The following is a 22,760-nucleotide window of genomic DNA, read 5'->3' as shown; positions in this document are numbered from 1 at the left end:
ATGGCCTGGCCTTGGCCCCGCACTGAAAGCGAGGCTTGAGGTTCAGGAGCGACAAAGGGCGAAGATCCGCCCAAGCACCGGGTCTACTCTACCAACTGTAGAGAGTGACCGACAAATTCATCAGGCTTCTCTGTGCAATTTCTGGCAACGATTTTATACGACACGTCATTCGTCTCGTACCTCACCCCATTACGTGTCTCAGATGGGTGCGACGATCGGTCTCCCCTCGCCTATCTCGCCTCAGGATCGACATAGGGGACGCGCCCCTTGACCACGGTGATCGCCTCGACGAGCGAGGAGCCGATCACGGCGACGACGATCGTGAAGAAGGCGACCGTGCCGTCGAGCCAGGTCGCATCCTTGATGCGCCAGATGACGATCATGAAGATGAAGGCCTTGAAGAGGAAACCGATGCCGAGGAACCCGGCGATCGCGGTCAGCCCCATGTTCCGCCCCACGTACATGACGACGAGGGTGATGATGATGAAGACCGCGGCCAGTCCCCCGCCGACGGCGCCGCCGACGAATCCCGTCATCCCCGAGACCAGCCAGCCGATGCCCATTCCGAGGGCCGCAACGACGAGGACGAGGATGATGCCCCGGATGAGCAGGGTCCTCCAGACGCGGGTCCAGGCTGCTTCGACTTCGGTCTCTCGGCGCGGTATCGGATCGGTCACGAGATTTCCTCTCTGGCTTTCTGACGCATGCGAAGGGGATAGAAGGTGAAGATCAGGGTGATGGCAGCGAGGCCGCCGATGACGCAGGCCGAGAACAGCCAGCCCTTGAACAGGAGCAGCACCGATCCGAAGGCGATGAGCGCCGTCCAGGTGTAGAGGATGAGCACCGCACGCGCGTGGGAATGTCCCAGACGCAGCATCCGGTGGTGGAGGTGTTTGGCATCGGCGGAGAACGGAGACTGTCCGGCACGCAGCCTGCGCACCACGGCCAGTCCGAGGTCGAGCAGCGGCAGGAACATCACGGCCACAGGCAGGATGATCGGCATGAATGTGGCGAACGCTCGCTCTTGGCCGATCAGCGCCGGGTCGACCTGGCCGGTGACCCTAATCGTCGAGGCGGCGAGCAGCAGGCCGATGAGCATCGACCCGGAGTCGCCCATGAAGATCCTCGCCGGATTGAAATTGTGCGGGAGGAAACCGAGGCAGGCGCCGACGAGGATCGCGATGATGAGCGAGGCGAGGTTCGCATACGACTCCGGTGAAGCGTCACGAGCGAGCCAGTAGGAGTAGATGAAGAAGGCGCTGCCGCCGATGGCGACGACGCCCGCGGCGAGACCGTCGAGTCCGTCGACGAAGTTCACCGCGTTGATGGTCACGAGGACGACGAGGACCGTGACGATGATCGACATCCGCGGGGAGCCGATGATGACGCCGCCGAAGGGAATCGACAGCAGCGCCACTCCCTTGATCGCCATGAAGCCCGCGGCGAGAGCCTGGCCGGCGAGCTTCGCCATCCAGTGCAGGTCCCAGATGTCGTCGATGACTCCGAGCAGACACAGCAGGCCGGCGGCTCCGGCGATTCCGATGATCGGGCCCAGTTCGACGAAGATCCGATTGAGGAAGGGCATCTGGGAGGCGAAGACGAGGCCGGCCAGAAGCCCGCCGAACATCGCGACTCCGCCCAGCCTCGGCGTCGGAATGGAATGGACGTCGCGGTCACGCAGCGGTGAGAAGATCTTTCCTCGTTCGGCCACCCGCTTGACCATTGGAGTCAGCAGGTACGCCACGAGGGCGGAGACGACGAGGATGAAGAGGTAGGCGCGCACTCAGCCGTCCAGGTCGATGAGCTCGGGGACGATTTCGCGCAGGTCCTCGGCGGTGATCGGACCGCGGCGCAGGATGCGGGGCACGTCGCCGCTGAGGTCGATGATCGTCGAGGACAGCCCCGACTCCCGCACTCCCCCGTCGACGTAGATGTCGACATCGTCGCCGAGCATCTCCTGCGCTTCGTCGGCGGTCCGGGCGGCGGGCTGTCCGGAGATGTTCGCACTCGACACGGCCAGAGGCCCGGTGCGGCCGAGCAGGGCCAGCGCCGACTCGTCGTCGGGCATGCGCACGGCCACGGTTCCGTGGGTATCGCCGAGGTCCCAGTCGAGGGAGGGCTGAGCGTTCGCGATGATCGTCAGCGGTCCGGGCCAGAATTTCGCGGTCAGTGCCAGCACGGTCTCATCGACCCCGTCGACGAGCCCGAAGATGGTCTCCGCGCGTGGGACGAGAACCGGAGGCGGCATGTCCCGTCCCCGGCCCTTGGCCGCGAGCAGAGCCGCAACGGCCGATGCGCTGAAGGCATCGGCGGCGATCCCGTAGACCGTATCGGTGGGGATGACGAGCAGGTTGCCTGTGTCGACGACTCGCGCGCACTCGTCGAAGACGAGTTCACGGATCTCTTCTTGGCTGACGTCGAATCGTCTCGACACGAGTTCTCCGTTTCGAATGTTCGGGTTGTGGTTTCGGTACTGGGCAGTACGCGGCGGGAATTCGTCTCCGAGATCCCCTACGCCTCACGGCGCGCCACTGTATAGCGGTCGCGTCCAGTGTAGTCCTGGAATGTGGCGGCATGTCTCAGACTGGCCGAGGCCTCCAGGAGTTCCCGTGCCCCTTCGCCCTGTTCCTCACTGTGTTCCATGAGGAAGAGTCCGCCTGATCTCAGCAGCTGCTCGGCTTGACTGATGATGAGTCCCGGAATCTCCAAACCCGAATCCCCGCCGTAGAGCGCGGCCGCGGGATCGTGTTCGGCGACCTCCGGGTCTCGCGGCACGGCGGAATCGGGAACATAGGGCGGGTTCGTCACCACGATGTCGGCACGCCCGCACAGATCCGGCCGAGCCTTCGTGATCGTCGTCGCATCACCGGAGATGAACTCGACCGTCGACTCGCCGAGGCGGCACTGCTCGAGGTTCTTCAGTGACCATTCCAGGGCCGCGGATTCGCGTTCGACGCCGAGGACGTCGACGCAGTCGAATTCGGTGGCAACGGAGAGGGAGATCGCTCCCGAACCGGAGCACAGGTCGATGACGAAGGGACGCCGAGCCTTGTCGTTCTCCGTCGTCGAGTCAGTTTCGGCGAGTTCGGACAGTTCGCTCAGAACGGCTCCGGCGAGCACCTCCGTCTCCGGTCGGGGCACGAAGACTCCGGGGCCCACCTGCAGCTGCAGATGCCGGAAGTGGGCGATGCCGGTGAGATGCTGCAGCGGTCTCCGCCGCCGCCGCTGGTCACAGAGTTCGGCGAATCGAGTGCTCACCGACTCCGGCACGGGTTCGTCGAAGAGACGGCGGCGGCTCAGCGATGCCCTGTCGATCGACCATGCGTGGGCGAGCAGTTCGAGCGCATCGGCTTCGGGACTCGCTATGCCTGCTTCGGTGAGGAGCGTGGTCGCCCCGCGAAGGAGGTCGGAGACGAGAGTCGGCCTGACAGTGTCCAGGTCAGTCCCCCAGTGCGTCGAGGCGTGCGGCCTTGTCGGCGTCGCGGCAGGATCCGATGACCGGATCGAGGTCGCCGGCGAGCACCTGATCGAGATTGTAGGCCTTGTATCCGGTGCGGTGATCGGTGATCCGGTTCTCCGGAAAATTGTAGGTGCGGATGCGTTCCGAGCGATCGACGGTGCGCACCTGCGAACGACGGATGTCGGCGGCTTCCGCTGCGGCCTCTTCGGCCTGCTTGGCCAAGATCCGAGCACGGAGCATGCGCATCGCTGCGTCTTTGTTCTGCAGCTGGGACTTCTCGTTCTGGCAGCTCGCTGTGATTCCGGTCGGCAGGTGCGTGATGCGCACAGCGGAGTCCGTGGTGTTCACGGACTGGCCGCCGGGTCCGGACGAGCGGTAGACGTCGATGCGCAGATCGTGTTCGTCCAGCTGGATCTCTTCGGGTTCATCGACTTCGGGGAAGACGAGCACCCCGGCTGCGGAGGTGTGGATGCGTCCCTGCGATTCGGTGACCGGCACCCTTTGGACACGGTGCACTCCGCCTTCGAACTTCACCCAGCCGTAGGCGCCGTCGTTCTTCGCCTTGACGGCCATGGTGACGTCCTTGTATCCGCCGAGATCCGAATGCGTGGCGTCAAGGATCTGGCTCGACCAGCCGCGTGAGTCGATCCACCGCTGATACATCCGCAGCAGGTCACCGGCGAACAGCGCGGATTCGTCTCCGCCTTCGCCGGCTTTGATCTCGATGATGGCGTCTCGGGAGTCATCCGGGTCGCTGGGTACCAGGAGATCTTTGAGCTCACCCTCGGCCGTCTCCATCTCTGCGGACAGACGCTTGGCCTCCGCGGCGAAGTCGGCGTCGTCCTCGGCCAGCTCCACGGCGGCTGCGTGGTCGGCTTCGAGTTGGGCGAAGTGCCGGGCGGCCGCGGCGACCTTGTCGAGTTCCGCGTACCGCCTGGTCAGCTTCTTGGCCCGGCCGGCGTCAGCGTGGACCGCGGGGTCGGAGAGTTCCTCCTGCACCCGGGCGTGCTCATCGAGCAGTGCGCTGACGCTGGCCGTGAGGGTGTCGTCGACCATCTCAGCTGTTGTCGGTCGACGACTTCGGCAGCGGGGTCGTCTTCTGCACCTGCATGAGGAACTCGACGTTCGAGCCGGTCTCCTTGAGCTTCGACATGAGCAGTTCGACAGCCTGCTGCTGCTCGAGGCCCGAGAGCAGTCGGCGCAGCTGCCACATGACCTTCGTCTCTTCCTTGGTCATGAGCATCTCTTCGCGGCGAGTGCTCGAGGAGTTGACGTCGATGGCCGGGAAGATGCGCTTGTCGGCAAGCTGACGGCTCAGACGCAGCTCCATGTTGCCGGTGCCCTTGAACTCTTCGAAGATGACTTCGTCCATCTTGGAGCCGGTCTCGACGAGAGCCGTGGCGAGGATGGTCAGCGAGCCGCCGCCTTCGATGTTGCGTGCAGCACCGAAGAACTTCTTCGGCGGGTAGAGCGCATTGGCGTCGACACCGCCGGAGAGGATCCGACCGGATGCCGGCTGGGCGATGTTGTAGGCACGTCCCAGGCGCGTGATGTTGTCGAGCAGCACGACGACATCGGAACCCATCTCGACGAGGCGCTTGGCGCGTTCGATGGCGAGTTCGGCGATCGTGGTGTGGTCGTCGGCCGGACGGTCGAAGGTCGAGGCGATGACTTCGCCCTTGACCGCACGCTGCATGTCCGTGACTTCCTCGGGACGTTCGTCGACGAGGACGACCATGAGGTGCGCTTCGGGGTTGTTCTCCGTGATCGCGTTGGCGATCTGCTGCATGATCGTCGTCTTGCCGGCCTTCGGAGGCGCGACGATGAGTCCGCGCTGGCCCTTGCCGATGGGGGTGATGAGATCGATGAGACGGGTCGAGTGCAGCTTCGAGGTGGTCTCGAGGCGCAGACGATCCTGGGGGTAGAGCGGAGTCAGCTTCGAGAACTCGACACGGCTGCGGGCATCGTCGACGGTGAGTCCGTTGACGGAATCGAGGCGGACGAGGGCATCGAACTTCTCGCGCTTGTTGTTCCGCTGTTCGTTCTCACGCGGCTGACGGATCGCGCCGGCGACGGCGTCGCCCTTGCGCAGACCGTTCTTGCGCACCATGGATGCCGAAAGGTAGACGTCGTTCGGCCCCGGCAGGTAGCCGGAGGTGCGGAGGAAGGCGTAGTTGTCGTGGACGTCGAGGATGCCGCCGACGGGGATGAGCACATCGTCGTTGCGGATGTCCGGCTCGTCGTTGCCGCGGCCGCGGCGCTTCCGATCCCGGCCCCGTCCGCGGCGGTTGTTGCCGCGATCGTCATCGTCGTTGCTGCGGTTGCGACGATCATTGCGGTCGTTGTTGCCGCCCCGGTCGTTGCGGTGGCCGCGATCGCTGCCGCCGTCCCGGTCATTGTTGCCCCGGCCGTTGCCGCCGTTGCGGTCATTGCCGCCGCGGTTGTCGTCGGAGCGGTCATTGTTCCGGCTGCGACGGTCGTTGTCGCGCCCTCCGCGGTGGTCACGGTCGGAGCGGTCCTGGTCGCCGGAGCGATACTGGCCGCCGCGGTCGGCCGATTCCTCACCGCTGCCGTCGCGGCCCTCGGTCTGGGACTCGGAGCCGCGGGAGCGAGAACGGCTGCGGCGAGAGCGCTGACGATCCTGATCGCCGCTGTTCTCCTCGGAGGCTGCTCCCCCGGACTGGTCCGCACCGGACTCGTTCGCCGTCGAAGACGACGAGGACTCGGTGTTCGGTTCGATGATGAGCGCCGGAGCGTCCTCGGACGCGGAAGCGGCAGAGCGACGCGAAGAGCGACGGTTCGTCGACTCCTGCTTCTTCTCGTCCTGTTTCTCCGCCGGCTTCTCGGTCTTGGCAGCAGAATCCGCGGCGGGTTTCTTCTCGGTGGGGGCGGACTTCTTCTCAGCGGATCCGCCCGAATGGTTGTTGATGGCGTCGATCAGTTCGCTCTTGCGAAGGCGACGGTAACCCTTGATTCCCAGCCCGGCAGCCATTTCCTGGAGCTGAGGCAGCCGCAGCGCTGTGAGGCTGCCTGTGCGCGGGGTGGAATCCTGAGTGGTGGTTTCAGACACGAAGGTCCTTCTCCCTCTTTCGGCCGTGCGGCATGTGCCGTTTGCTCACGGCGACGGAAACACCATTGACGGTGCGTTGTGAAAGAAAACCTGCTAAAGAATGAGCAGGAGATGTTCCAGAATGTATGACATCGGCGACGGACCTGTGAAGAACAGCGGGAAGCCGTGCCCTGTCGGAACACCCACAGTCTACTTGTTCGGAGACGATCTGGCGAATCGCTTCCTCAGATTTCTCGGCTCACCCGGTAACCGCCGAGGTCAATCGCGGTGCGCTGAGCGACGAAGCCGTCCGGCACGAGAGCGTCGGGCACCGCCTCGGTGAGGACGAGCACCGTCGGCCCGGCGCCGGAGACGACGGCTGGGAGACCCTCGGCGCGCAGTGCGTCGACCAGCGCCATCGACTCCGGATAGGCACCCCGGCGGAACTCCTGATGGAGCTGGTCGCGGGTGGCTTCGAAGAGCACCCGGGAGTCATTGCTCATCCCGTGGACGAGCAGGCCCGCCCGAGCCGAATTGTCGGCGGCGATCGCGTGATCAATGCCGGCGGGAATGAGTCCACGGGCAACCTCGGTGTCGAGGCGGAACGAGGGCACGAGCACAGTGACCGCCTCGACGGTGCGCACCGGCACCTGCCACGACTTCACGGGCGCCGACAGAGAGACGGTGAGTCCGCCGAAGATCGCGGGGGCGGCGTTGTCCGGATGCCCCTCGACGGCGGTGGCGATCTCGAGGATCCGGTCCCGGCTCAGCCCGACCCCGGTCGACCAGGCTCCGAGTTCCGCTGCGAGGCCGATGCCGGCAACGACGGCTGCGGCCGAGGAGCCCAGTCCGCGGGAATGCGGAATCCGGTTGTCGCACTCCAGCGACAGACGCGGCCTCAGCTCCGCCGCGACGGCGGGAAACTCCGAGTCGAGCACCTCACCGATGATGCGCATGATCAGGTGCGAGCCGTCCCGGGGCAGCACCTCGGCGCCCTCCCCCGTGACCTCGACGCAGCGGTGAGGATCGACTGCCGCGTCGTGGACGGTGAGGGTGAGGGTGTCGACGATGTCGAGGGCCAGCCCGTACGAGTCGTAGCCGGGTCCCAGATTCGCCGAGGTGGCCGGGACCTCGAGTCGGACGCGCACCCTCAGCTGTCCTCGAGTCCCAGCGCGCGTGCGGCGCTGACGGCGTCGACGGAGACCCGCTTGGTCTCGATATCGGATCCGTCGGCGGTGTGCAGTGCCCAGCTGGGGTCCTTGAGTCCGTGACCGGTCACGGTGACCGCGATCGTCGCATCGGCAGGGACCCGACCCGCATCGGCCATCTTCAGCAGACCCGCCACCGAGGCGGCCGACCCGGGCTCGACGAAGATGCCCTCTTCGCTGGACAGGATCTTGTGCGCAGCGAGGATCTCGTCGTCGGTGACCGAATCGATGAGACCGCCCGAGTCGTCACGCGCCGCTTCGGCCTGCGTCCAGCTGGCGGGGTTGCCGATGCGGATGGCGGTCGCCACCGTGTCCGGTTCGTCGACCGGGTGGCCGAGCACCAGCGGTGCGGCACCGGCGGCCTGGAAGCCCCACATCTGAGGCAGCTGCTTGGAGATCCCGTGTTCGCGGTATTCGTTGTAGCCCTTCCAGTACGCCGTGATGTTGCCGGCGTTGCCGACGGGCAGAACATGGATGTCGGGAGCGTCGCCGAGGACGTCGACGATCTCGAAGGCCGCGGTCTTCTGACCTTCGATGCGATCGGGATTGACCGAGTTGACGAGGTGGACCGGGTAGGACTCCGAGAGCTTGCGGCACAGCGTCAGGCAGTCGTCGAAGTTTCCGTCGACTTCGAGCAGGGTCGCTCCGTGGGCGATGGCCTGGCTCATCTTCCCCGGCGCGATCTTGCCGGTGGGCACGAGCACAGCGCAGGTCAGTCCGGCCTTCGTGGCATAGGCGGCGGCAGAGGCCGAGGTGTTGCCCGTCGAGGCGCAGATGACGGCTTTGGCACCATGGGCCACAGCCTTGGTGATCGCCATCGTCATACCGCGGTCTTTGAACGACGCAGTCGGATTGAGGCCCTCGTACTTCACCCATACCTGGGCACCGGTGCGTGCGCTGAGCTTCTCCGCCCTGATCAGCGGGGTCCCGCCCTCACCGAGTGTGACGGCGGGGGTGTCAGCGGAGATGTCGAGGAGGCTCCGGTATTCCTCGACGACGCCCTTCCACTGGTGTCTGGGGTAGTTCATAGTCACTGTCCTTCTACGCGGATCACGGATTTGACGGTGTGGACGACAGGCAGATCGACGAGTCGATCGACCGTCTTCTGCAGAGTCGAGTCGGTGTTCGAGTGGGTGGCGAGCACGAGCTTCGCGTGCTGGACGCCGTTGTCGTCGATGTCCCCGATCGTCTGTCGCATCAGTTCGATGGATGCCCCTTCATCGGCGAAGACTTCGGAGACTGCGGCGAGCACACCGGGACGGTCGACCACGTCGAGGGTGATGTGGTACCTGGTCGTGATCGCCGAGATCGGCAGGATCGGGTAGTCCTCGTGGAAGGGACGTTCGTACTGTCCGCGACCGCCGAGCACCTTGCGCCTGGCCACGGACACGAGGTCTCCCAGCACGGCGGATGCGGTCGGTGCTCCGCCGGCTCCCTGTCCGTAGAACATCAGCTCGCCGGCGGCTTCGGCCTCGATGAACACGGCGTTGAAGGCACCGCGGACGGATGCCAGTGCGTGGCCGCGATCGAGAAGCGCCGGGTAGACGCGCGCCGAGAGTCCGGCGCCTGCCGGTGATGAGGCCACACGTTCGCACACGGCGAGGAGTTTGATGACGAAGCCCTGGTCTCGGGCGGTCTCGACCATCTCGGCGGTGACGCCTTCGATGCCTTCGACGTGGACGTCGTCGATCGACACGGGTGCATGGAAGGCCAGCGAGGACAGGATCGCAGCCTTCGCCGCCGCATCGTGTCCGCCGATGTCAGCGGTCGGATCGGCCTCTGCGTATCCGAGCCCTTGGGCGGCAGTGAGGGCCTGGTCGAAATCCCAGCCCTCGGAGTCCATCTGGTCGAGGATGTAGTTCGTCGTGCCGTTGACGATGCCCATGATGCGTTCGATTCGGTCCCCGGCCAGCGAATCGCCGACAGGTCGGATGATCGGGATCGCCCCTGCCACCGCCGCTTCGTGCTCGAGGCGCACACCAGCGTCGTCGGCAGAGGACATGAGCTCGCCGTAGCTGGCGGCCAGCAGAGCCTTGTTCGCGGTCACGACCGATGAACCCTGGCGCAGCGCTGCGGTGATGAGCGAGCGGGCGGGTTCGATTCCGCCCATCAGCTCGACGACGATATCGGCTCCGGCGATGGCCGCCTCGGCGTCGGTCGTCAGCAGCTTCTCGTCGATTCCCGGACGGGCCTTCGAAGCATCGCGGACGACGATGGCGCTCAGCTCCAGCGGAGCGCCGATGCGCTCGGCCAGGCCCTCCGCGCGATTCTGGATTCGGGCGGCGACCTCCGTGCCGACGACTCCGCATCCGAGCATGGCAACCTTCAGTGCCTGCATTTCCTCACCTTTTCCGCTCTTGTCTCTCGCACTCATCAGTTCGACGCCACTCCCCCGGCCATTCCCGGGTCCGTGGCGAACATCTGCGTGTGGTCTTCGGGGGTCACGATCCACTCAACTCTATCGGCCTCGACGGCCAGCACGCCCGGCCGGGGCAGATGGTTGTAGTTGTTGGCCAGCGAGCGGCAGTACGCCCCGGTGGTGGGGACCGCGACGAGATCGCCTGCGGTGACGTCTGCGCCCATGTATTCGTCGCGGACGATGATGTCGCCGGATTCGCAGTGCTTGCCGACGACCCGCACGATCGCAGGCTCGGCGTTCGAGTTCCGGTTGGCCAGGGTGCACGAATAGTCCGCGTCGTAGAGTGCCGTGCGGATGTTGTCGCTCATTCCCCCGTTGACAGCGACATATGTGCGAGTGCCGCTGTCCGTGCTCACCTGTTTGACGGTGCCGACCTCGTAGAGAGTGAACACCGCCGGGGAGACGATGGCGCGTCCGGGTTCGATGGAGATCCGGGGAACGCTCGTACCCAGACCCCGGCATTCCTTGGCCACGACGGCGGCGAGCTCTGCGGCCATCTCCGCGACCGGGATCGGGGTGTCCTGGGAGGTGTAGCGGATGCCGAAGCCGCCGCCGAGGTCGACATCGGGCAGGTCGATGCCGTGTTCGCCCATGATCTCGGCTCGGAAGGCGAGTACGCGGGCGGTGGCGACCTGGAAACCGGAGATGTCGAAGATCTGCGAACCGATGTGGGAGTGGAGACCGTCGAGACGCAGATGTTCGGATTCCGCGACGAGACGAGCGGCTCGGGCGGCGGTGCCGTCGGCGAGAGAGAGCCCGAACTTCTGGTCTTCGTGGGCCGTGGCGATGAAGTCGTGGGTGTGCGCTTCGACGCCGACCGTGACTCGCAGCATGACCGGGGCGACCGTGCCTCTGGCCGCAGCGATGGATTCCAGACGTGCGACCTCATCGAGGCTGTCGACGAAGATCCTGGCCACGCCGTAGTCGAGGGCGTATTCGAGCTCCGCCGCCGATTTGTTGTTACCGTGCAGCCCGACGCGGTCGCCGGGGACACCGGCGGCGCGGGCGATCATCATCTCGCCCAGTGAGCAGGTGTCGAGGCCGAGCCCGGCCTCATGCACCCAGCGGGCCACAGCTGTGCACAGGAATGCCTTCCCGGCGTAGAACACATCGGCTCCGGCCAGTCCCTTCTGCACGGAGAAGGCATTGGAGAACGTGCTCAGGTAGGCCTCGGCGCGGCTGCGGAAGTCGGCGACGTCCATGACGAGTGTGGGGGTTCCGTAGCGTTCGGCCAGGTCCGTCACGGAATGACCGGCGATCGTGAGCACTCCGTCGTCGGACTTCGTGACGTTGTCCGACCACAGACTCGGCAGCAGCGCATTGACGTCATCGGGATAGGGCAGCCACACCGGGGCCGGTGTCGCGTGCAGGGTCCCTGCGATATGTGCGGGCATCAGATCCTCTCCGGGGCCGAAGCGCCCAATTGTCGTAGTCCTGCGGCGAGGACGATGGTGACGGCTCTCAGAGCGAAGAGCCGGGAGCTGTGGGTGACGGTGATGTCCTCATCGACCGTCGGAGTGACCGGGCAGCGGCGGATCCAGTCCTCGACGGCTTCGCCGAGTTCGAGGAGAGCGCAGAGGAAGGGATCGTTCTCGCCGAGGCGGCGCGAGCGTTCCAGCGCTGACGGCAGTCCCGCCACGGCATTGAGCATTCGCGTCTCGCTCGGATCCTCGAGTCTCGCCGCATCGACGACCTCGGACGGGATTCCCGCCCGGTGCGCCCGCCGCTGCTCGCGGCAGGCGGCGGCATGGCCGCGCTGCAGGATGTCCACTGTGACCGGGTCGACGTCACGGTCGTGCTCGCCGGCGACAAGAGCCCGTGCCGATTCCCTGTCCGCGGCGACGAGCAGCGTGCGCAGCGGCGACCCGTCCTGTTCCGCTCCCCCGGCTGGTTCGTTCCCGTCGGCTGCGGTGACGATGTCGCTGAGCACATGTGCTCGGCCAGCGGGTGTGAGGGTCACGTTGACGAAGCCGGGCCCGGCGATGACGGCGTCCGCCACCTCGGGGAGGGCACGCAGTTCGGTGCACAGATGTGCGGCGAGCTGGGTTCGCTGCTCGGGTGCAGCGGCGGCGCGCAGCGCCACGGGCGTCGTCCAGTCACCGAGTTCGGAACGGTTCGGAGCCAGGACGACGATCTGCATGGCGAACCCCGGTGCGACGAGGCCTGCCTCGGCCGTCGCCAAGGCGCGCGCGAGTGCAGTCTGCAAGTCTTCCGGGGTCACTCGAACAGAGTACTCGGGCCCGGACGGCGAGGACGAATCCGATGTCATCTTCGCTCTCATGACGAGACGGATGCCCGCTGGGCCTCAGATGGCGCCGGGTCGGCAGGCGGCGTGGCTGACGAAGAATTTGACGGCCACCGAGGCGAGCACCACGACGAATGCCGGCCACATGGTTTCGAAGCTCTGGAGGAGAAAGGCGAAGATCAGCGGGCCGGTGGCCGCGAGGAGGTACCCGCCGCCCTGGACGAAGCCGGACAGGGAAGCCGCCGCCTCGGCGTTTCGCGCGCGGAGTGTGATGAGTGTCAGAGCGAGTGGGAACGTGGAGATGCCGATGCCCAGCAGCACGGTCCACAGCACGGGAGCCGCTGTCGGCAGCAGCCACAGACCCAGGTACCCCACGGCCAGGCTGAGGCAGAAGCCGACGACGATGGGATAGGCCGAGGTCATCTTCTGAGCCAGGGTCGGCAGGACGAATCCCAGGACGAGGGGGATGGCGGTGACCAGCGCCAACATCGCCCCGCCGAAGGCAGCATCGAACCCGGAGCGGGTGAGCAGGCCCGGCAGCCAGGTGAAGAGGATGAAGTTGTTGAACGACGTCAGACCCGTCATCGTCATCAGCGCCCAGGCCCGAGGACTGCGCAGAAGGCGGGAGAGCTCACTGCCCCCGACGACGGCGACGGCCGCCTCGGCGGCGGGCGCGGGCTTGAGGATGCGAATGACGATCCACACGATCGCGCCCAAAGCCGCGAATCCGGCCCAGACGAGCAGTGAGCCTCTCCAACCGACGCCGGAGGCGAGGGGAACCGCCACGAGCGGCGGAATGAACGTCCCGAACTGGAGCAGCCCGACGTGCACGGTCGACATGAGAGCCACCCGGTCGGGGAAATACGATTTCACCAGGGGCGGGAGGACGACGTTGCCGATGCCCATTCCCAGCAGGGCCAGCACGCTCAGCGCCAGGAACAGCGACGGCGAATCGATGACCGCGCGGACACCCAGTCCGATCATGACCATCACCATGGCAGCCAAGGTCAGGCCGAGTCCGGAGAAGCGGGCATAGAGCCGAGGGGTGATGAAGCCGCTGATTCCGTAGAGCAGCGGCGGCAGCATGCCGATGACGGCCAGGAACACCGCGCTCAGTTCGATCTCTTCGCCCATGGCATCGAGCAGAGGCGAGAGCCCGGTGACTCCCGGGCGCAGATTGAAGGCAGCGAAGACGATTCCGAGGACGATCAAAATGCGGATGCGCGCGGAGTTCATGAGCTCTTTCCTATCAGACACCGATTTCCGGTTCGGTGGCCGGGGCCCATCAGAAGTCGAGTTTGAGACCTTCGACCGGTGAGAGTCGGGACGCTCGCCTGGCCGGTGCCAGAGCGGAGAGGATGCCGGCGACGACCGCCACACCGAGGATGCCGAGGAAGGACGGGGTGGAGAAGTCGACGATGAGGTCGGTGGAGTAGTCGTGGGTGACCAACCGTGTGCCGACGATGCCCAGGGCGCCGCCGAGCACGAGTCCCAGCAGTGCGGCCACCGACGAGATGAGCACCGCCTCGAGCGCCAGAAGAGTCCGCAGCTGCGCGATGCTCAGCCCCAGCGCCCGCATCAGCGCGTTCTCCCGACGGCGCTCGATGACGGAGAGGCTGACCGTGTTCGAGACGCCGATGAGCGCGATGACCACGGAGACGAAGAGCAGAGCCACGGCCCCGGCGAGCATGACATCGATGAGTTCGGAATAGGCACCCCGGGCGACGGCCGAGCCGCCGACCTCGTCGCTGGAGACGTCGAGTGTCTCGGCCACGGACTGACGGATGCGGGTGATCTCATCAACGTCGACATCCTCGTCGAGGCGGACGAGCACGGCCGTCGTCGTTGCCGAGATGCCGAGATCGTTGCCGACGTCGGGGGTGGTGAAGAAAGCGAGGCTGGAGAGGCCGTCCCTGTGCACGGGCACGCTCATCTCGTTGAGCCCTTTCACCCGCACTGTCGGTGAAGGATAGTCTTCGGGGACCGTGACCCGTCCGGACACGATATCGGCGACTGCGTCTCCGAGTACTGTCTCGGCGCTGTCCGGGTCGACGACGAAGATCTCGGGGCGGGAGCCCTTGAAGTCTTCGACCGCCTCGGCGCGGTGGGCGATGATCGCAGTGGATACGCCGGGAATCTCACGCACATCATCGAGTTGGTCATCGTCGACGAGGCCCGACAGCGGCACGGAGATGTCAACGGGATAACGCTGGTCGAGTCCGTGGCTGAGCGTCGCCTTCGTCGACATGCCGCCCACGAGGATCGTCGCCACCAAGGTCACACCGATGATGAGCGCCGTGGCTGTGGCCGCGGTGCGACGCGGATTGCGCAATGTGTTCAGGGTCGCCAGCTGGCCGGGAACGCCCCAAGGGCTGAAGAGCACCTCTCCCGTCCAGGCGACCACGGGCGGGATGATCTTCGCCGCGCTGATGACCAGCCCCGTGACCACGAGTCCCCCACCCAGCGCTCCGCCGAGGATCCAGAGCTGCGAGGTCGACACCGCATAGACGGAGACGATGACGAGGACCACACCCAGCCCGATGCAGCCGAAGCCCACGAGGTGGCGCGGACGAGCGCGGGTGCTCGGCGAGATGGACGCGTCGAAGGGCTGGAGTGCTTCGAGCGGTGTCACAGCGATGGCACTGCGAGCCGGTCGAATGGTGGCCACAATCGTCAGCAGGGCACCGACGATGACACCGCTGACCAGGGCGGAGACGGGAACGGTGAGAGTGTCGTAGGGGAACTCCTGCGGCCAGTAGCGCACCGCCACGGCCATCAGTCCGCGACTGCCGACGACCCCGGCGAGCACACCGAAGATCGACCCGAGCAATCCGACGAAGAGTCCTTCGGCCACGACCGAACCGTACATCTGCACGCGGGTGGCGCCGAGGCAGCGCAGCAGTGCGAATTCCCGACGGCGTCCGGCGACGATGACGGAGAAGGTGTTGGAGACGACCAGGATGGCGACGATGACGGAGATTCCGGCGAAGACGAGCAGGAGACCGGTCACGACGGCGTTGCCACCGGAGAGGCGATCGGTCTTCGCTTTCACGGCATCGTCCACGGAGAGCGCTTCGAGGCTGCCGCTCAGTTCCGAACCGTCGACGACCCTCTGCAGCTGAGTACGCACAGCCTCCGGGTCCGCGCCGCCCTCGAGGGCGATCTGAATGGCGATGACATCGCCCTGCTGGGCGAAATACTCCTGATAGCCCGATGCAGTCGTCAGCGCTCGAGTGGCGCCGGGCAGGGCCGGATCCTGCCCCATCTCGGCGATGCCCACCACGGAGAAGGTGACGCTGCTCTGACTCGGACCCCGGTAGATCGGCATGTCATCGTTTCCGCTCTCCACTGGGACCGCATCCACGGTGAAGCGAATCTCATCGCCGACTCCGACGTTGAGATCGCTGGCCGTGCGAGTGTCGAGCACGAGGTCCGTCGTCGCTTCCGGTCGCTGACCGGAGACCATATCGAACGTGTCGAGCCGTTCATCGGCAGGCACCGGGGACAACGCAAAAGAGCTTTCGGAGAATCCGGCACCTCGGCCCGTGGTCACTGTGCGGGCAGACAACGACGCGGTAGCCGCCCCGTCGACTTCGGCTAAGGGGCGCAGCAGCGGAGAGGCCTCGTCTCCCCCGACGAAGACGTCTCTGTCCGGGACGACGGTGAGGTCGGCTTTCTCGAAGGAACGGCCGACGGCGTGTTCGAGGCTGTCCTGCAGCGAGGAGTTGATGATCAGAGTGGTTGCGACGAATCCCGCCGCCAATGCGATGCCGAGGCCGATTGCGAGGAATCGGGCCCAGTGGATCCGAATCTGCGCGAGAGCGACTGCGATCACAGAGAGCTCAGTTCACTCAGCGCCGTGACCACGCTCTCGCGGGTCGGCTGACGAACTTCACCCGTGGCTCGCCCGTCCTTGAGCAGAACGACCCGGCCGGCGTGCGATGCCGCGACGGGGTCGTGGGTGACCATGATGATCGTCTGCCCGTACAGGGTCGTGGCCCGACCGAGCAGGGACAGGACCTCCGCTCCGGCATGGGAGTCGAGGTTTCCCGTGGGCTCATCGGCGAAGATGACATCCGGCCGCGTCAGCAGAGCCCGGGCCACGGCGACTCTCTGCTGCTGACCGCCGGAGAGCTCGTGCGGACGATGCTGCAGACGATCGCCGAGTTCGAGTCGTTCGACGACTTCGGCCTTCCACTCACGATCGATCTTCTTCCGGGCCAGCGAGACCGGCAGTTCGATGTTCTGTTCAGCGCTCAGCGTCGGGACGAGGTTGAAGGCCTGGAAGATGAAGCCGACGCGGTCACGCCGCAGCTGGGTCAGCTGCCGGTCGTTGAGACGGGTGATGTCCTGCCCGCGCATGATGATCGAGCCCGAATCGACACGGTCGAGTCCGGCAAGCACATGCATGAACGTCGATTTTCCGGATCCGGAGGGCCCCATGATGGCGGTGAAGCGTCCCGATTCGAAGTCGACGCTGATGTCGTCGAGAGCGTCGACCGCCGTATCACCGCGGCCGAAGCTCTTGCGCAGACCCTGCGCTCGGAGGACGATCTCATCGTCCCCCGCGCCGGTCTGGACGGGCTCTTCAGCAGATTCCGACATCGTATGCCTCACATCGCGGTCCGGGTCTCGTCTCCGACTACCTTAGATCCTGTCTGCACCATCGACCACTCGGACCGCGAATGCAGAACCGCCCACCTCAGAAGTTGAGATGGGCGGTGTCGTGGTGCCCGCGACAGGATTCGAACCTACGACCTTCTGCTCCGGAGGCAGACGCTCTATCCACTGAGCTACGCGGGCAACGGATGCAACTCTATCACCGTTGGGCACCACCTCCCAAAACGGCACCGCGGGCAGTCCTCGAGGACTGCCCGCGGTGCCGTAGGGCTGTGATCAGCGATGTTCGAGCAGATCAGGCACCCTTCATAGCCTTGCGGCCGGGCACGTATTCCCAGTGCCAGAGCTCATAGGAATTGCGCTTGGCCCAGTCCGGATTCTCCCACCCGAACTTCTCGGCGTTGGCGACGAGCCATTCGTACTGCTGGCCGGTTCCGTTCTGCGTTCCCGCGCCGAGGTCCAGTGCCAGGCCCCAACCGTGGTTGGAGGTTCCGGGACGAGCCGCGAAGCCGGGTTTGCGTGCGGCGACGGAGACCTGTGATTCCAGCGAACGGTAGGAGTCGGTGACTGCGAGGTCTTTGCCGGTGTCCTTCTTGAAGGCAGCGTTCATCTTCGCGAACGACACGGCCGCATCGGAGCGCAGCTTGTGATTGCCCACGCCGATCTCGCACAGCCATCCGTCGGGCAGCTCGCCGTTGCTCGCCTCACCCTTCGGGGCTGCTTCGTCACAGCCGGGCAGAACGGTCTTCGTGATCGCGCGAGACGCCGCGTCGACCTTGGTCTGCTTGGCGCTCGGGGCGCCGATGGTCATCGAGGTCTTGTCATCGTCGTCGACCTTGATGTCGGCGGAGACCGATTCGGCGTTGATCGCACGCGGCTGGGACTGTGCGGCCGTGTCGTCGACCTTGACTTCCTGGTTGCCGCTCATGTTGCCGGCGACCATCACGGCAGCGATGGCGGTACCGGTGACCGAGACGGTGGCCAGAGCGGAGAAGGTGGTGACCTGACGGCGGCGGACCGAGCGCAGCAGCGAACCGTCGGAACCGCGGTTGCCGAGCTGAGCCGCGGCCAGCGTCGACGTATGACCCGCAGGGGTCATCGGTCGAGAAGCCTCTTTGGCCATCGCTGCCCGTCGCGGTGAGCCCACTGCTGCGCGGGCCTCGGCGGCCATCGCCGCGCGACGAGGTGAGAGGGCTGCGGATGCGCTGTTCCGCGACTGCGATGTCACGGGATGCGAAGAGTTGATCGTCGAAACCTGCGAAGAGGCGTTCTGCTTCCGCAGATCACGTCGGCGGACCGGCGGCGCCTCGACGGTCGAGAGCTCACTCGACATAGTGCTCCATACTGTTGGTGAAGATTGTGCGGTGGAAGCCCTCTGCCGGGCGCCCGAAAGCTTATGTCACAACACTATAACGACATCGTTACAGAATGTCACCTTCAGTTCATACACAGCGTGTGACCAGGTCATTTCCTGACGATGCATGGTCACAGATCACTACAGGCGCCCTACTCCAGGTGTCCTGAATCACTGTTTCGTTACGAACCGTTACACAGTCGGTCACGTCTGGGACTCCGCGCCGAACGGCACTTCCCACGAGCACAGGCATGGCCTCACGGCCGAACACATGGCCCCGCGCACCGACACAGCGCCGGGAGCGGACGCGACGCCTCGACGGCGGCCTCCCCGCAATCAGGAGGCCGCCGTCGAGGCGAATGGGTGAGCCGGGCGGATCGGCCGGCACAGAATGCTCAGCGGCGGAAGTCGAATCGTCCCCGCTGCATCGCGTCCTGGACTTCGCCGACGAGCTCTTCGAGCACGTCTTCGAGGAACAGCAGGCCGAGGACCTGCGCCTGCGAGTCGATGACGCGGGCGACATGGATTCCCGCCTTCTGCATCTGCGCCAGCGCCTCTTCGACCTCGTCATCGGCGGTGACCGTGAACAGGGGACGGAAGCGCTTGCTCTGCACTGGAGCGTCGAATGCCTCTTCGGTGTCCGCGTAGAGGACATCCTTGATGTGGAGGTAGTCCTGCGGATACCCGTCGTCACCGACGACGAAGTATCGGGAGAAGCCTGTCTTGCCGACCAAGGTCACAAGCTCGTTCGGGGTCACCTTGTCCGAGATCGTGATGAGTTCGGACATCGGGACCATGATGTCGGACGCAGTCTTGTCGCTGAACTCGATGGCGCCCTTGAGCAGCCCAGTGTCATCACTGAGCAGTCCCTCGCGCTTCGACTCGGCCACGATCGATTCGACCTGCTCGATCGTATAGGCCTCATTGACCTCGTCACGGGCCTCGATCTTGAACAGGTGGAGGACCCCATTGGCCAGGCCGTTGAGGGGGCGGATGACGAAACCGAAGACCCGCGCCAGGAACACCAGCGGTGTCGCCAGCAGCATCACGGCCTGGCCGGAGGCGGCCAGCGCCAGGTTCTTCGGCACCATCTCACCGATGACCACGTGCAGGTAGGTGACGACGCCGAGCGCCAGGACGAAGGAGATCGTCGCGGACAGTCCGGCGGGAATGCCCAGGCCCTCGAGGGGACCGGCGAGCAGGTGGTGGATGGCCGGTTCGGCCACATTGCCCAAAAGCAGGGAGCACACGGTGATGCCGAGCTGGCAGATCGCCAGCATCAGTGATACGTGCTCCATCGCATAGAGAGCGGTCTTGGCCGCCGCGGAGCCTTCGGCCGCTCGCGGTTCGATCTGTGATCGCTTGGCAGCGACAATCGCGAATTCGGCGGCGACGAAGAAGGAGTTGCCCAGCAGGAGAACGACCAGCCAGACCAGTCCGAACCAATCGGCGCTCATCGAGTCTCACCTCCGGTTTCGAAAGCCCCTGCGTCGGCGGCGCGCAGCACCACCCGGAGGCGTTCGATGCGTCGTCCGTGCATCCGTTCGACCACGATGCGGGCATCGTCCATGCGGACCTCGTCACCCGGTTCGGGAATCCGCCCGAGCTCCTTGAGGACGAATCCGGCCAGAGTCTCGTAGTCCGAGTCCTCCGGGATCGTGACCCCTATCGTCGACGAGATCTCATCGGGCCGCAGCTGACCGGGCACGATCCAGGAGCCGTCGCGAGCCGGTCGTGCCGCGACGCGCATCCGATCGTGCTCATCGGCGACCTCGCCCACGAGCTCCTCGACGACATCCTCGAGGGTGACCACTCCAGCTGTGCCGCCGAACTCATCGACGACCACAGCCATCTGCAGACCGGTGGCGCGCAGCTCCAAGAGCAGCGGGTCGAGGCGCTGCGTCTCCGGGATCTCACGGACCTCGGTCATCAGCCCTCCTGCGTAGGCGTCGTCGCGGTTGCTCGGAGGTACGGCGAAGGCCTGTTTGACGTGAACGACTCCGACGATGTGGTCCTTGTCCTCGTCAGCCACGGGGAACCGGGAGAATCCGGTGTCCCGAGCCTGTTCGATGATCTGTCGAGCCGTGGTGTCCTTGTCCACCGTGGACATGCGCGTGCGCGGAGTCATCACGTCTTCCGCGGTGCGCTCGGAGAAGCTCAGAGTCCTCTCCAGCAGACCTGCTGTCTGCTCATCGAGCACGCCCTCTTCGGCGGAGTGCCGCACGAGTGAGGTCAGCTCCTCCGGGGAACGCCCCACCGAACCTTCTTCCTGCGGCTCGATGCCCATCGACATGAGGATCTTGTTCGCCGTGCCGTTGAGGACGGCGATGACGGGCTTGAAGACGATCGAGAAGACGTACTGCATCGGTGCGGCGATGCGACCGGTCGCCAGCGGAACAGCGATGGCGAGGTTCTTCGGCACGAGCTCTCCGAAGATCATCGATCCCACGGTGGAGACGATGAGGGCGATGGTCAGCGCCAGCGGGGCCGCGAGGCCGGGGCCGACGCCCCAGGCCTCGAACAGCGGCGCCAGCAGCCTGCCCAAGGACGGTTCCATGAGGTAACCGGTGAGCAGAGTGGTGATCGTGATGCCCACCTGCGCTGCCGAGAGCTGGGTGGACAGATGGGTCATCGAACGCCGCAGCGTCTTCGCGCCGACGACACCTTCTTCAACCGCTTTATCGGCTGTATGGCGGTCGAGCGTCAGCAGCGAGAATTCGGCTGCGACGAAGACTCCGGTGCCGAGGATGAGCAGCAGCGCGAGGGCGAGGAGTATCCATTCCATCAGTGACTGTCCCCGCCGATCGCTATCTGCTCAGCAGAGCAGTTGAGGTGTGAGACCCTCGCGGGGTGAGGGTCGTCATCTGGGGCGCCGGCTTCCCGCCGGCCGGGACTGTCACTGTGCATGAGGAGATCTTACCAACTTCCCGACAGCGGTCGGCCCTCTTCGTAGCCGGCGGCGCTCTGAACACCGACCGCGGCCAGACGCGCGAATTCTCCGAGATCACCGGCCCCGGCATAGGTGCAGGAGCTGCGAACGCCCGAAGTGATGCCGTCGAGCAGGTCCTCGACCCCAGGAGATTCAGGGTCGATGTACATAGTTGACGAAGAGATGCCCTCTTCGAACAGTCCTTTGCGAGCGCGCGCAAAGGCCGATTCCGCTCTGGTCCGGTTGGCCACGGCCCGAGCCGAAGCCATGCCGAAGCTCTCCTTGTACTTCCGACCCTCTCCGTCGACGAGCAGGTCGCCGGGCGATTCGTGGGTCCCGGCGAACCAGGATCCGACCATCACCTGAGAGGCCCCGGCCGCCAGGGCCAGAGCGACATCGCGGGGGTAGCGGACTCCGCCGTCGGCCCACACGTGGGCACCCAGCTCGCGAGCCGCCTCGGCGCATTCGAGCACTGCGGAGAACTGGGGACGACCGACCGCGGTCATCATCCTGGTCGTGCACATGGCTCCCGGGCCGACTCCGACCTTGACGATGTCGGCGCCGGCAGCGACGAGGTCGCGGACCCCTTCGGCCGTGACGACGTTTCCGGCCACGATCGGCACCCCGAGCTCGGCATCCGCGATCGCCGACAGTGTGTCGAGCATCTTCACCTGGTGGCCATGGGCGGTGTCGACGACGAGGACGTCCGCGCCGGCCTCGACCAACGCAGCGGCACGTTCGACCGCGGCACCGTTGACGCCGATGGCCACGGCGATCTTCAGCCGTCCTCGATCGTCGACATTGGGCGTGTAGATGGACGAGCGCAGCAGCGACTTCGGAGTCAGGCTGCCGAGCACCGTGTTCTCATCGTCGACGACAGCGGCGAACTCGGCTCGCGACTCCGTCATCGACTCGAAGAGGGACTCCAGCTGTGCAGCGTCCTCCCAGTCGACCTCGGAGGCGCGGATGACATGCGGTGAGGAGTCCAACAGCTCCGCCACCGAGGTGAAGCGATCGACTCCGCGCAGATCTGCAGCATTGATGATGCCTTCGAGCCTTCCCCCGTCGTCGACGACGACGCCGAAGCCGTGCGAACGCTTGGCCAGCACGTGCAGAGCGTTGAGCACTGTGTCATCAGGCGAGAAGCGCAGCGCGGATTCGAAGATTCGGTCGCGGCTCTTGACCCAGGCGATGGTCTCCTGCGCGGCGGTCAGCGGAATGTCCTGGGGCAGCACCGCCAGTCCCCCGCGACGTGCCATCGTCTCCGCCATCCGTCGACCGGACACAGCAGTCATATTCGCTGCGACGAGCGGCGTCGTCGACCCGGTCGGATCGGTCGCCGTGAGGTCGACTTCGAAGCGCGAAGTCAGTGCCGAGGAGTTCGGCACGAGGAAGACATCGGAGTAGGTGAGATCGGTGTTCGGGTCATTTGAGATGAAACGCATAACACTATTGTCCCTTAACTGCACATTCGAT

At 65.5% G+C, this 22,760-nt stretch carries 18 protein-coding genes and 1 tRNA gene; all 19 read right to left on the bottom strand.

Translation table 11 applies throughout. The features are described from left to right. Window positions 1-230 precede the first annotated feature (230 nt). On the bottom strand, window positions 231-677 hold the full coding sequence (locus AC239G_RS08465) for a Cg1360 family ATP-synthase-associated protein (protein ID WP_139466981.1): 447 nt from the start codon (window positions 675-677) through the stop codon (window positions 231-233). Then, window positions 674-1,783, bottom strand: a complete 1,110-nt coding sequence (locus AC239G_RS08460; protein WP_139466980.1) for an MraY family glycosyltransferase — start codon at window positions 1,781-1,783, stop codon at window positions 674-676. Before AC239G_RS08460 ends, AC239G_RS08465 begins: the two co-directional genes overlap by 4 nt. Beyond that, entirely contained in the window at window positions 1,784-2,434 is a 651-nt protein-coding gene (locus tag AC239G_RS08455; RefSeq protein WP_139466979.1) for an L-threonylcarbamoyladenylate synthase, read from the bottom strand. Window positions 2,435-2,511: 77 nt separating this feature from the next. Then, complete coding sequence (gene prmC / locus AC239G_RS08450) at window positions 2,512-3,438, bottom strand: peptide chain release factor N(5)-glutamine methyltransferase (protein ID WP_139467415.1); 927 nt, start codon at window positions 3,436-3,438, stop codon at window positions 2,512-2,514. A gap of 1 nt (window position 3,439) precedes the next feature. Beyond that, on the bottom strand, window positions 3,440-4,516 hold the full coding sequence (prfA, locus tag AC239G_RS08445; RefSeq protein WP_139466978.1) for a peptide chain release factor 1: 1,077 nt from the start codon (window positions 4,514-4,516) through the stop codon (window positions 3,440-3,442). Between the two features lies 1 nt (window position 4,517). Beyond that, a complete protein-coding gene (gene rho, locus AC239G_RS08440; protein ID WP_139466977.1) occupies window positions 4,518-6,530 on the bottom strand; it encodes a transcription termination factor Rho in 2,013 nt (670 codons plus the stop codon). 224 nt (window positions 6,531-6,754) lie between these two features. Beyond that, the gene (gene thrB, locus AC239G_RS08435; protein WP_248283832.1) at window positions 6,755-7,657 is read right to left on the bottom strand and encodes a homoserine kinase; all 903 of its coding nucleotides are present in this window, start codon (window positions 7,655-7,657) and stop codon (window positions 6,755-6,757) included. A 2-nt stretch (window positions 7,658-7,659) separates the two neighbouring features. Then, complete coding sequence (gene thrC / locus AC239G_RS08430; RefSeq protein WP_139466975.1) at window positions 7,660-8,745, bottom strand: threonine synthase; 1,086 nt, start codon at window positions 8,743-8,745, stop codon at window positions 7,660-7,662. Window positions 8,746-8,747: 2 nt separating this feature from the next. After that, entirely contained in the window at window positions 8,748-10,055 is a 1,308-nt protein-coding gene (locus tag AC239G_RS08425; RefSeq protein ID WP_139466974.1) for a homoserine dehydrogenase, read from the bottom strand. 35 nt (window positions 10,056-10,090) lie between these two features. Beyond that, entirely contained in the window at window positions 10,091-11,530 is a 1,440-nt protein-coding gene (lysA, locus tag AC239G_RS08420) for a diaminopimelate decarboxylase (RefSeq protein ID WP_139466973.1), read from the bottom strand. Beyond that, the gene (locus AC239G_RS08415) at window positions 11,530-12,357 is read right to left on the bottom strand and encodes a DALR anticodon-binding domain-containing protein (protein WP_180345515.1); all 828 of its coding nucleotides are present in this window, start codon (window positions 12,355-12,357) and stop codon (window positions 11,530-11,532) included. The genes lysA and AC239G_RS08415 overlap by 1 nt, the downstream gene beginning before the upstream one ends. Before the next feature lie 84 nt (window positions 12,358-12,441). Continuing rightward, the gene (locus tag AC239G_RS08410) at window positions 12,442-13,617 is read right to left on the bottom strand and encodes an MFS transporter (RefSeq protein ID WP_487490057.1); all 1,176 of its coding nucleotides are present in this window, start codon (window positions 13,615-13,617) and stop codon (window positions 12,442-12,444) included. A gap of 49 nt (window positions 13,618-13,666) precedes the next feature. After that, the gene (locus AC239G_RS08405) at window positions 13,667-16,216 is read right to left on the bottom strand and encodes an ABC transporter permease (RefSeq protein WP_487490056.1); all 2,550 of its coding nucleotides are present in this window, start codon (window positions 16,214-16,216) and stop codon (window positions 13,667-13,669) included. Continuing rightward, window positions 16,213-16,986, bottom strand: coding sequence for an ABC transporter ATP-binding protein (locus AC239G_RS08400; protein ID WP_139466969.1), 774 nt, complete (start codon window positions 16,984-16,986; stop codon window positions 16,213-16,215). Before AC239G_RS08400 ends, AC239G_RS08405 begins: the two co-directional genes overlap by 4 nt. Before the next feature lie 122 nt (window positions 16,987-17,108). Then, window positions 17,109-17,184 (bottom strand) — tRNA-Arg (locus AC239G_RS08395). 112 nt (window positions 17,185-17,296) lie between these two features. Beyond that, complete coding sequence (locus tag AC239G_RS08390) at window positions 17,297-18,334, bottom strand: M15 family metallopeptidase (RefSeq protein ID WP_139466968.1); 1,038 nt, start codon at window positions 18,332-18,334, stop codon at window positions 17,297-17,299. A 416-nt stretch (window positions 18,335-18,750) separates the two neighbouring features. Continuing rightward, window positions 18,751-19,812 (bottom strand): hemolysin family protein, encoded by a 1,062-nt coding sequence (locus AC239G_RS08385; RefSeq protein ID WP_487490055.1) that lies wholly within the window; start codon window positions 19,810-19,812, stop codon window positions 18,751-18,753. Beyond that, window positions 19,809-21,140, bottom strand: a complete 1,332-nt coding sequence (locus AC239G_RS08380) for a hemolysin family protein (RefSeq protein WP_139466966.1) — start codon at window positions 21,138-21,140, stop codon at window positions 19,809-19,811. Before AC239G_RS08380 ends, AC239G_RS08385 begins: the two co-directional genes overlap by 4 nt. 131 nt (window positions 21,141-21,271) lie before the next feature. Beyond that, complete coding sequence (guaB1, locus tag AC239G_RS08375) at window positions 21,272-22,729, bottom strand: GMP reductase (RefSeq protein ID WP_172169163.1); 1,458 nt, start codon at window positions 22,727-22,729, stop codon at window positions 21,272-21,274. Window positions 22,730-22,760: the final 31 nt, after the last annotated feature.

It is taken from the genome of Brevibacterium sp. Lmc1 (assembly GCF_057654315.1).
Note: the sequence above shows the minus strand (reverse complement) of the source record. Positions and strands in the feature narration are given on the sequence as shown.

Bases quoted from the DNA above. Each gene is read 5' to 3' on its own strand.
- prfA (WP_139466978.1), bottom strand. From the start codon at position 4,516: ATGGTCGACGACACCCTCACGGCCAGCGTCAGCGCACTGCTCGATGAG.
- thrC (WP_139466975.1), bottom strand. From the start codon at position 8,745: ATGAACTACCCCAGACACCAGTGGAAGGGCGTCGTCGAGGAATACCGG.
- AC239G_RS08425 (WP_139466974.1), bottom strand. From the start codon at position 10,055: ATGCAGGCACTGAAGGTTGCCATGCTCGGATGCGGAGTCGTCGGCACG.
- lysA (WP_139466973.1), bottom strand. From the start codon at position 11,530: ATGCCCGCACATATCGCAGGGACCCTGCACGCGACACCGGCCCCGGTG.
- AC239G_RS08410 (WP_487490057.1), bottom strand. From the start codon at position 13,617: ATGAACTCCGCGCGCATCCGCATTTTGATCGTCCTCGGAATCGTCTTC.
- AC239G_RS08400 (WP_139466969.1), bottom strand. From the start codon at position 16,986: ATGTCGGAATCTGCTGAAGAGCCCGTCCAGACCGGCGCGGGGGACGAT.
- AC239G_RS08390 (WP_139466968.1), bottom strand. From the start codon at position 18,334: ATGTCGAGTGAGCTCTCGACCGTCGAGGCGCCGCCGGTCCGCCGACGT.
- AC239G_RS08385 (WP_487490055.1), bottom strand. From the start codon at position 19,812: ATGAGCGCCGATTGGTTCGGACTGGTCTGGCTGGTCGTTCTCCTGCTG.
- AC239G_RS08380 (WP_139466966.1), bottom strand. From the start codon at position 21,140: ATGGAATGGATACTCCTCGCCCTCGCGCTGCTGCTCATCCTCGGCACC.
- guaB1 (WP_172169163.1), bottom strand. From the start codon at position 22,729: ATGCGTTTCATCTCAAATGACCCGAACACCGATCTCACCTACTCCGAT.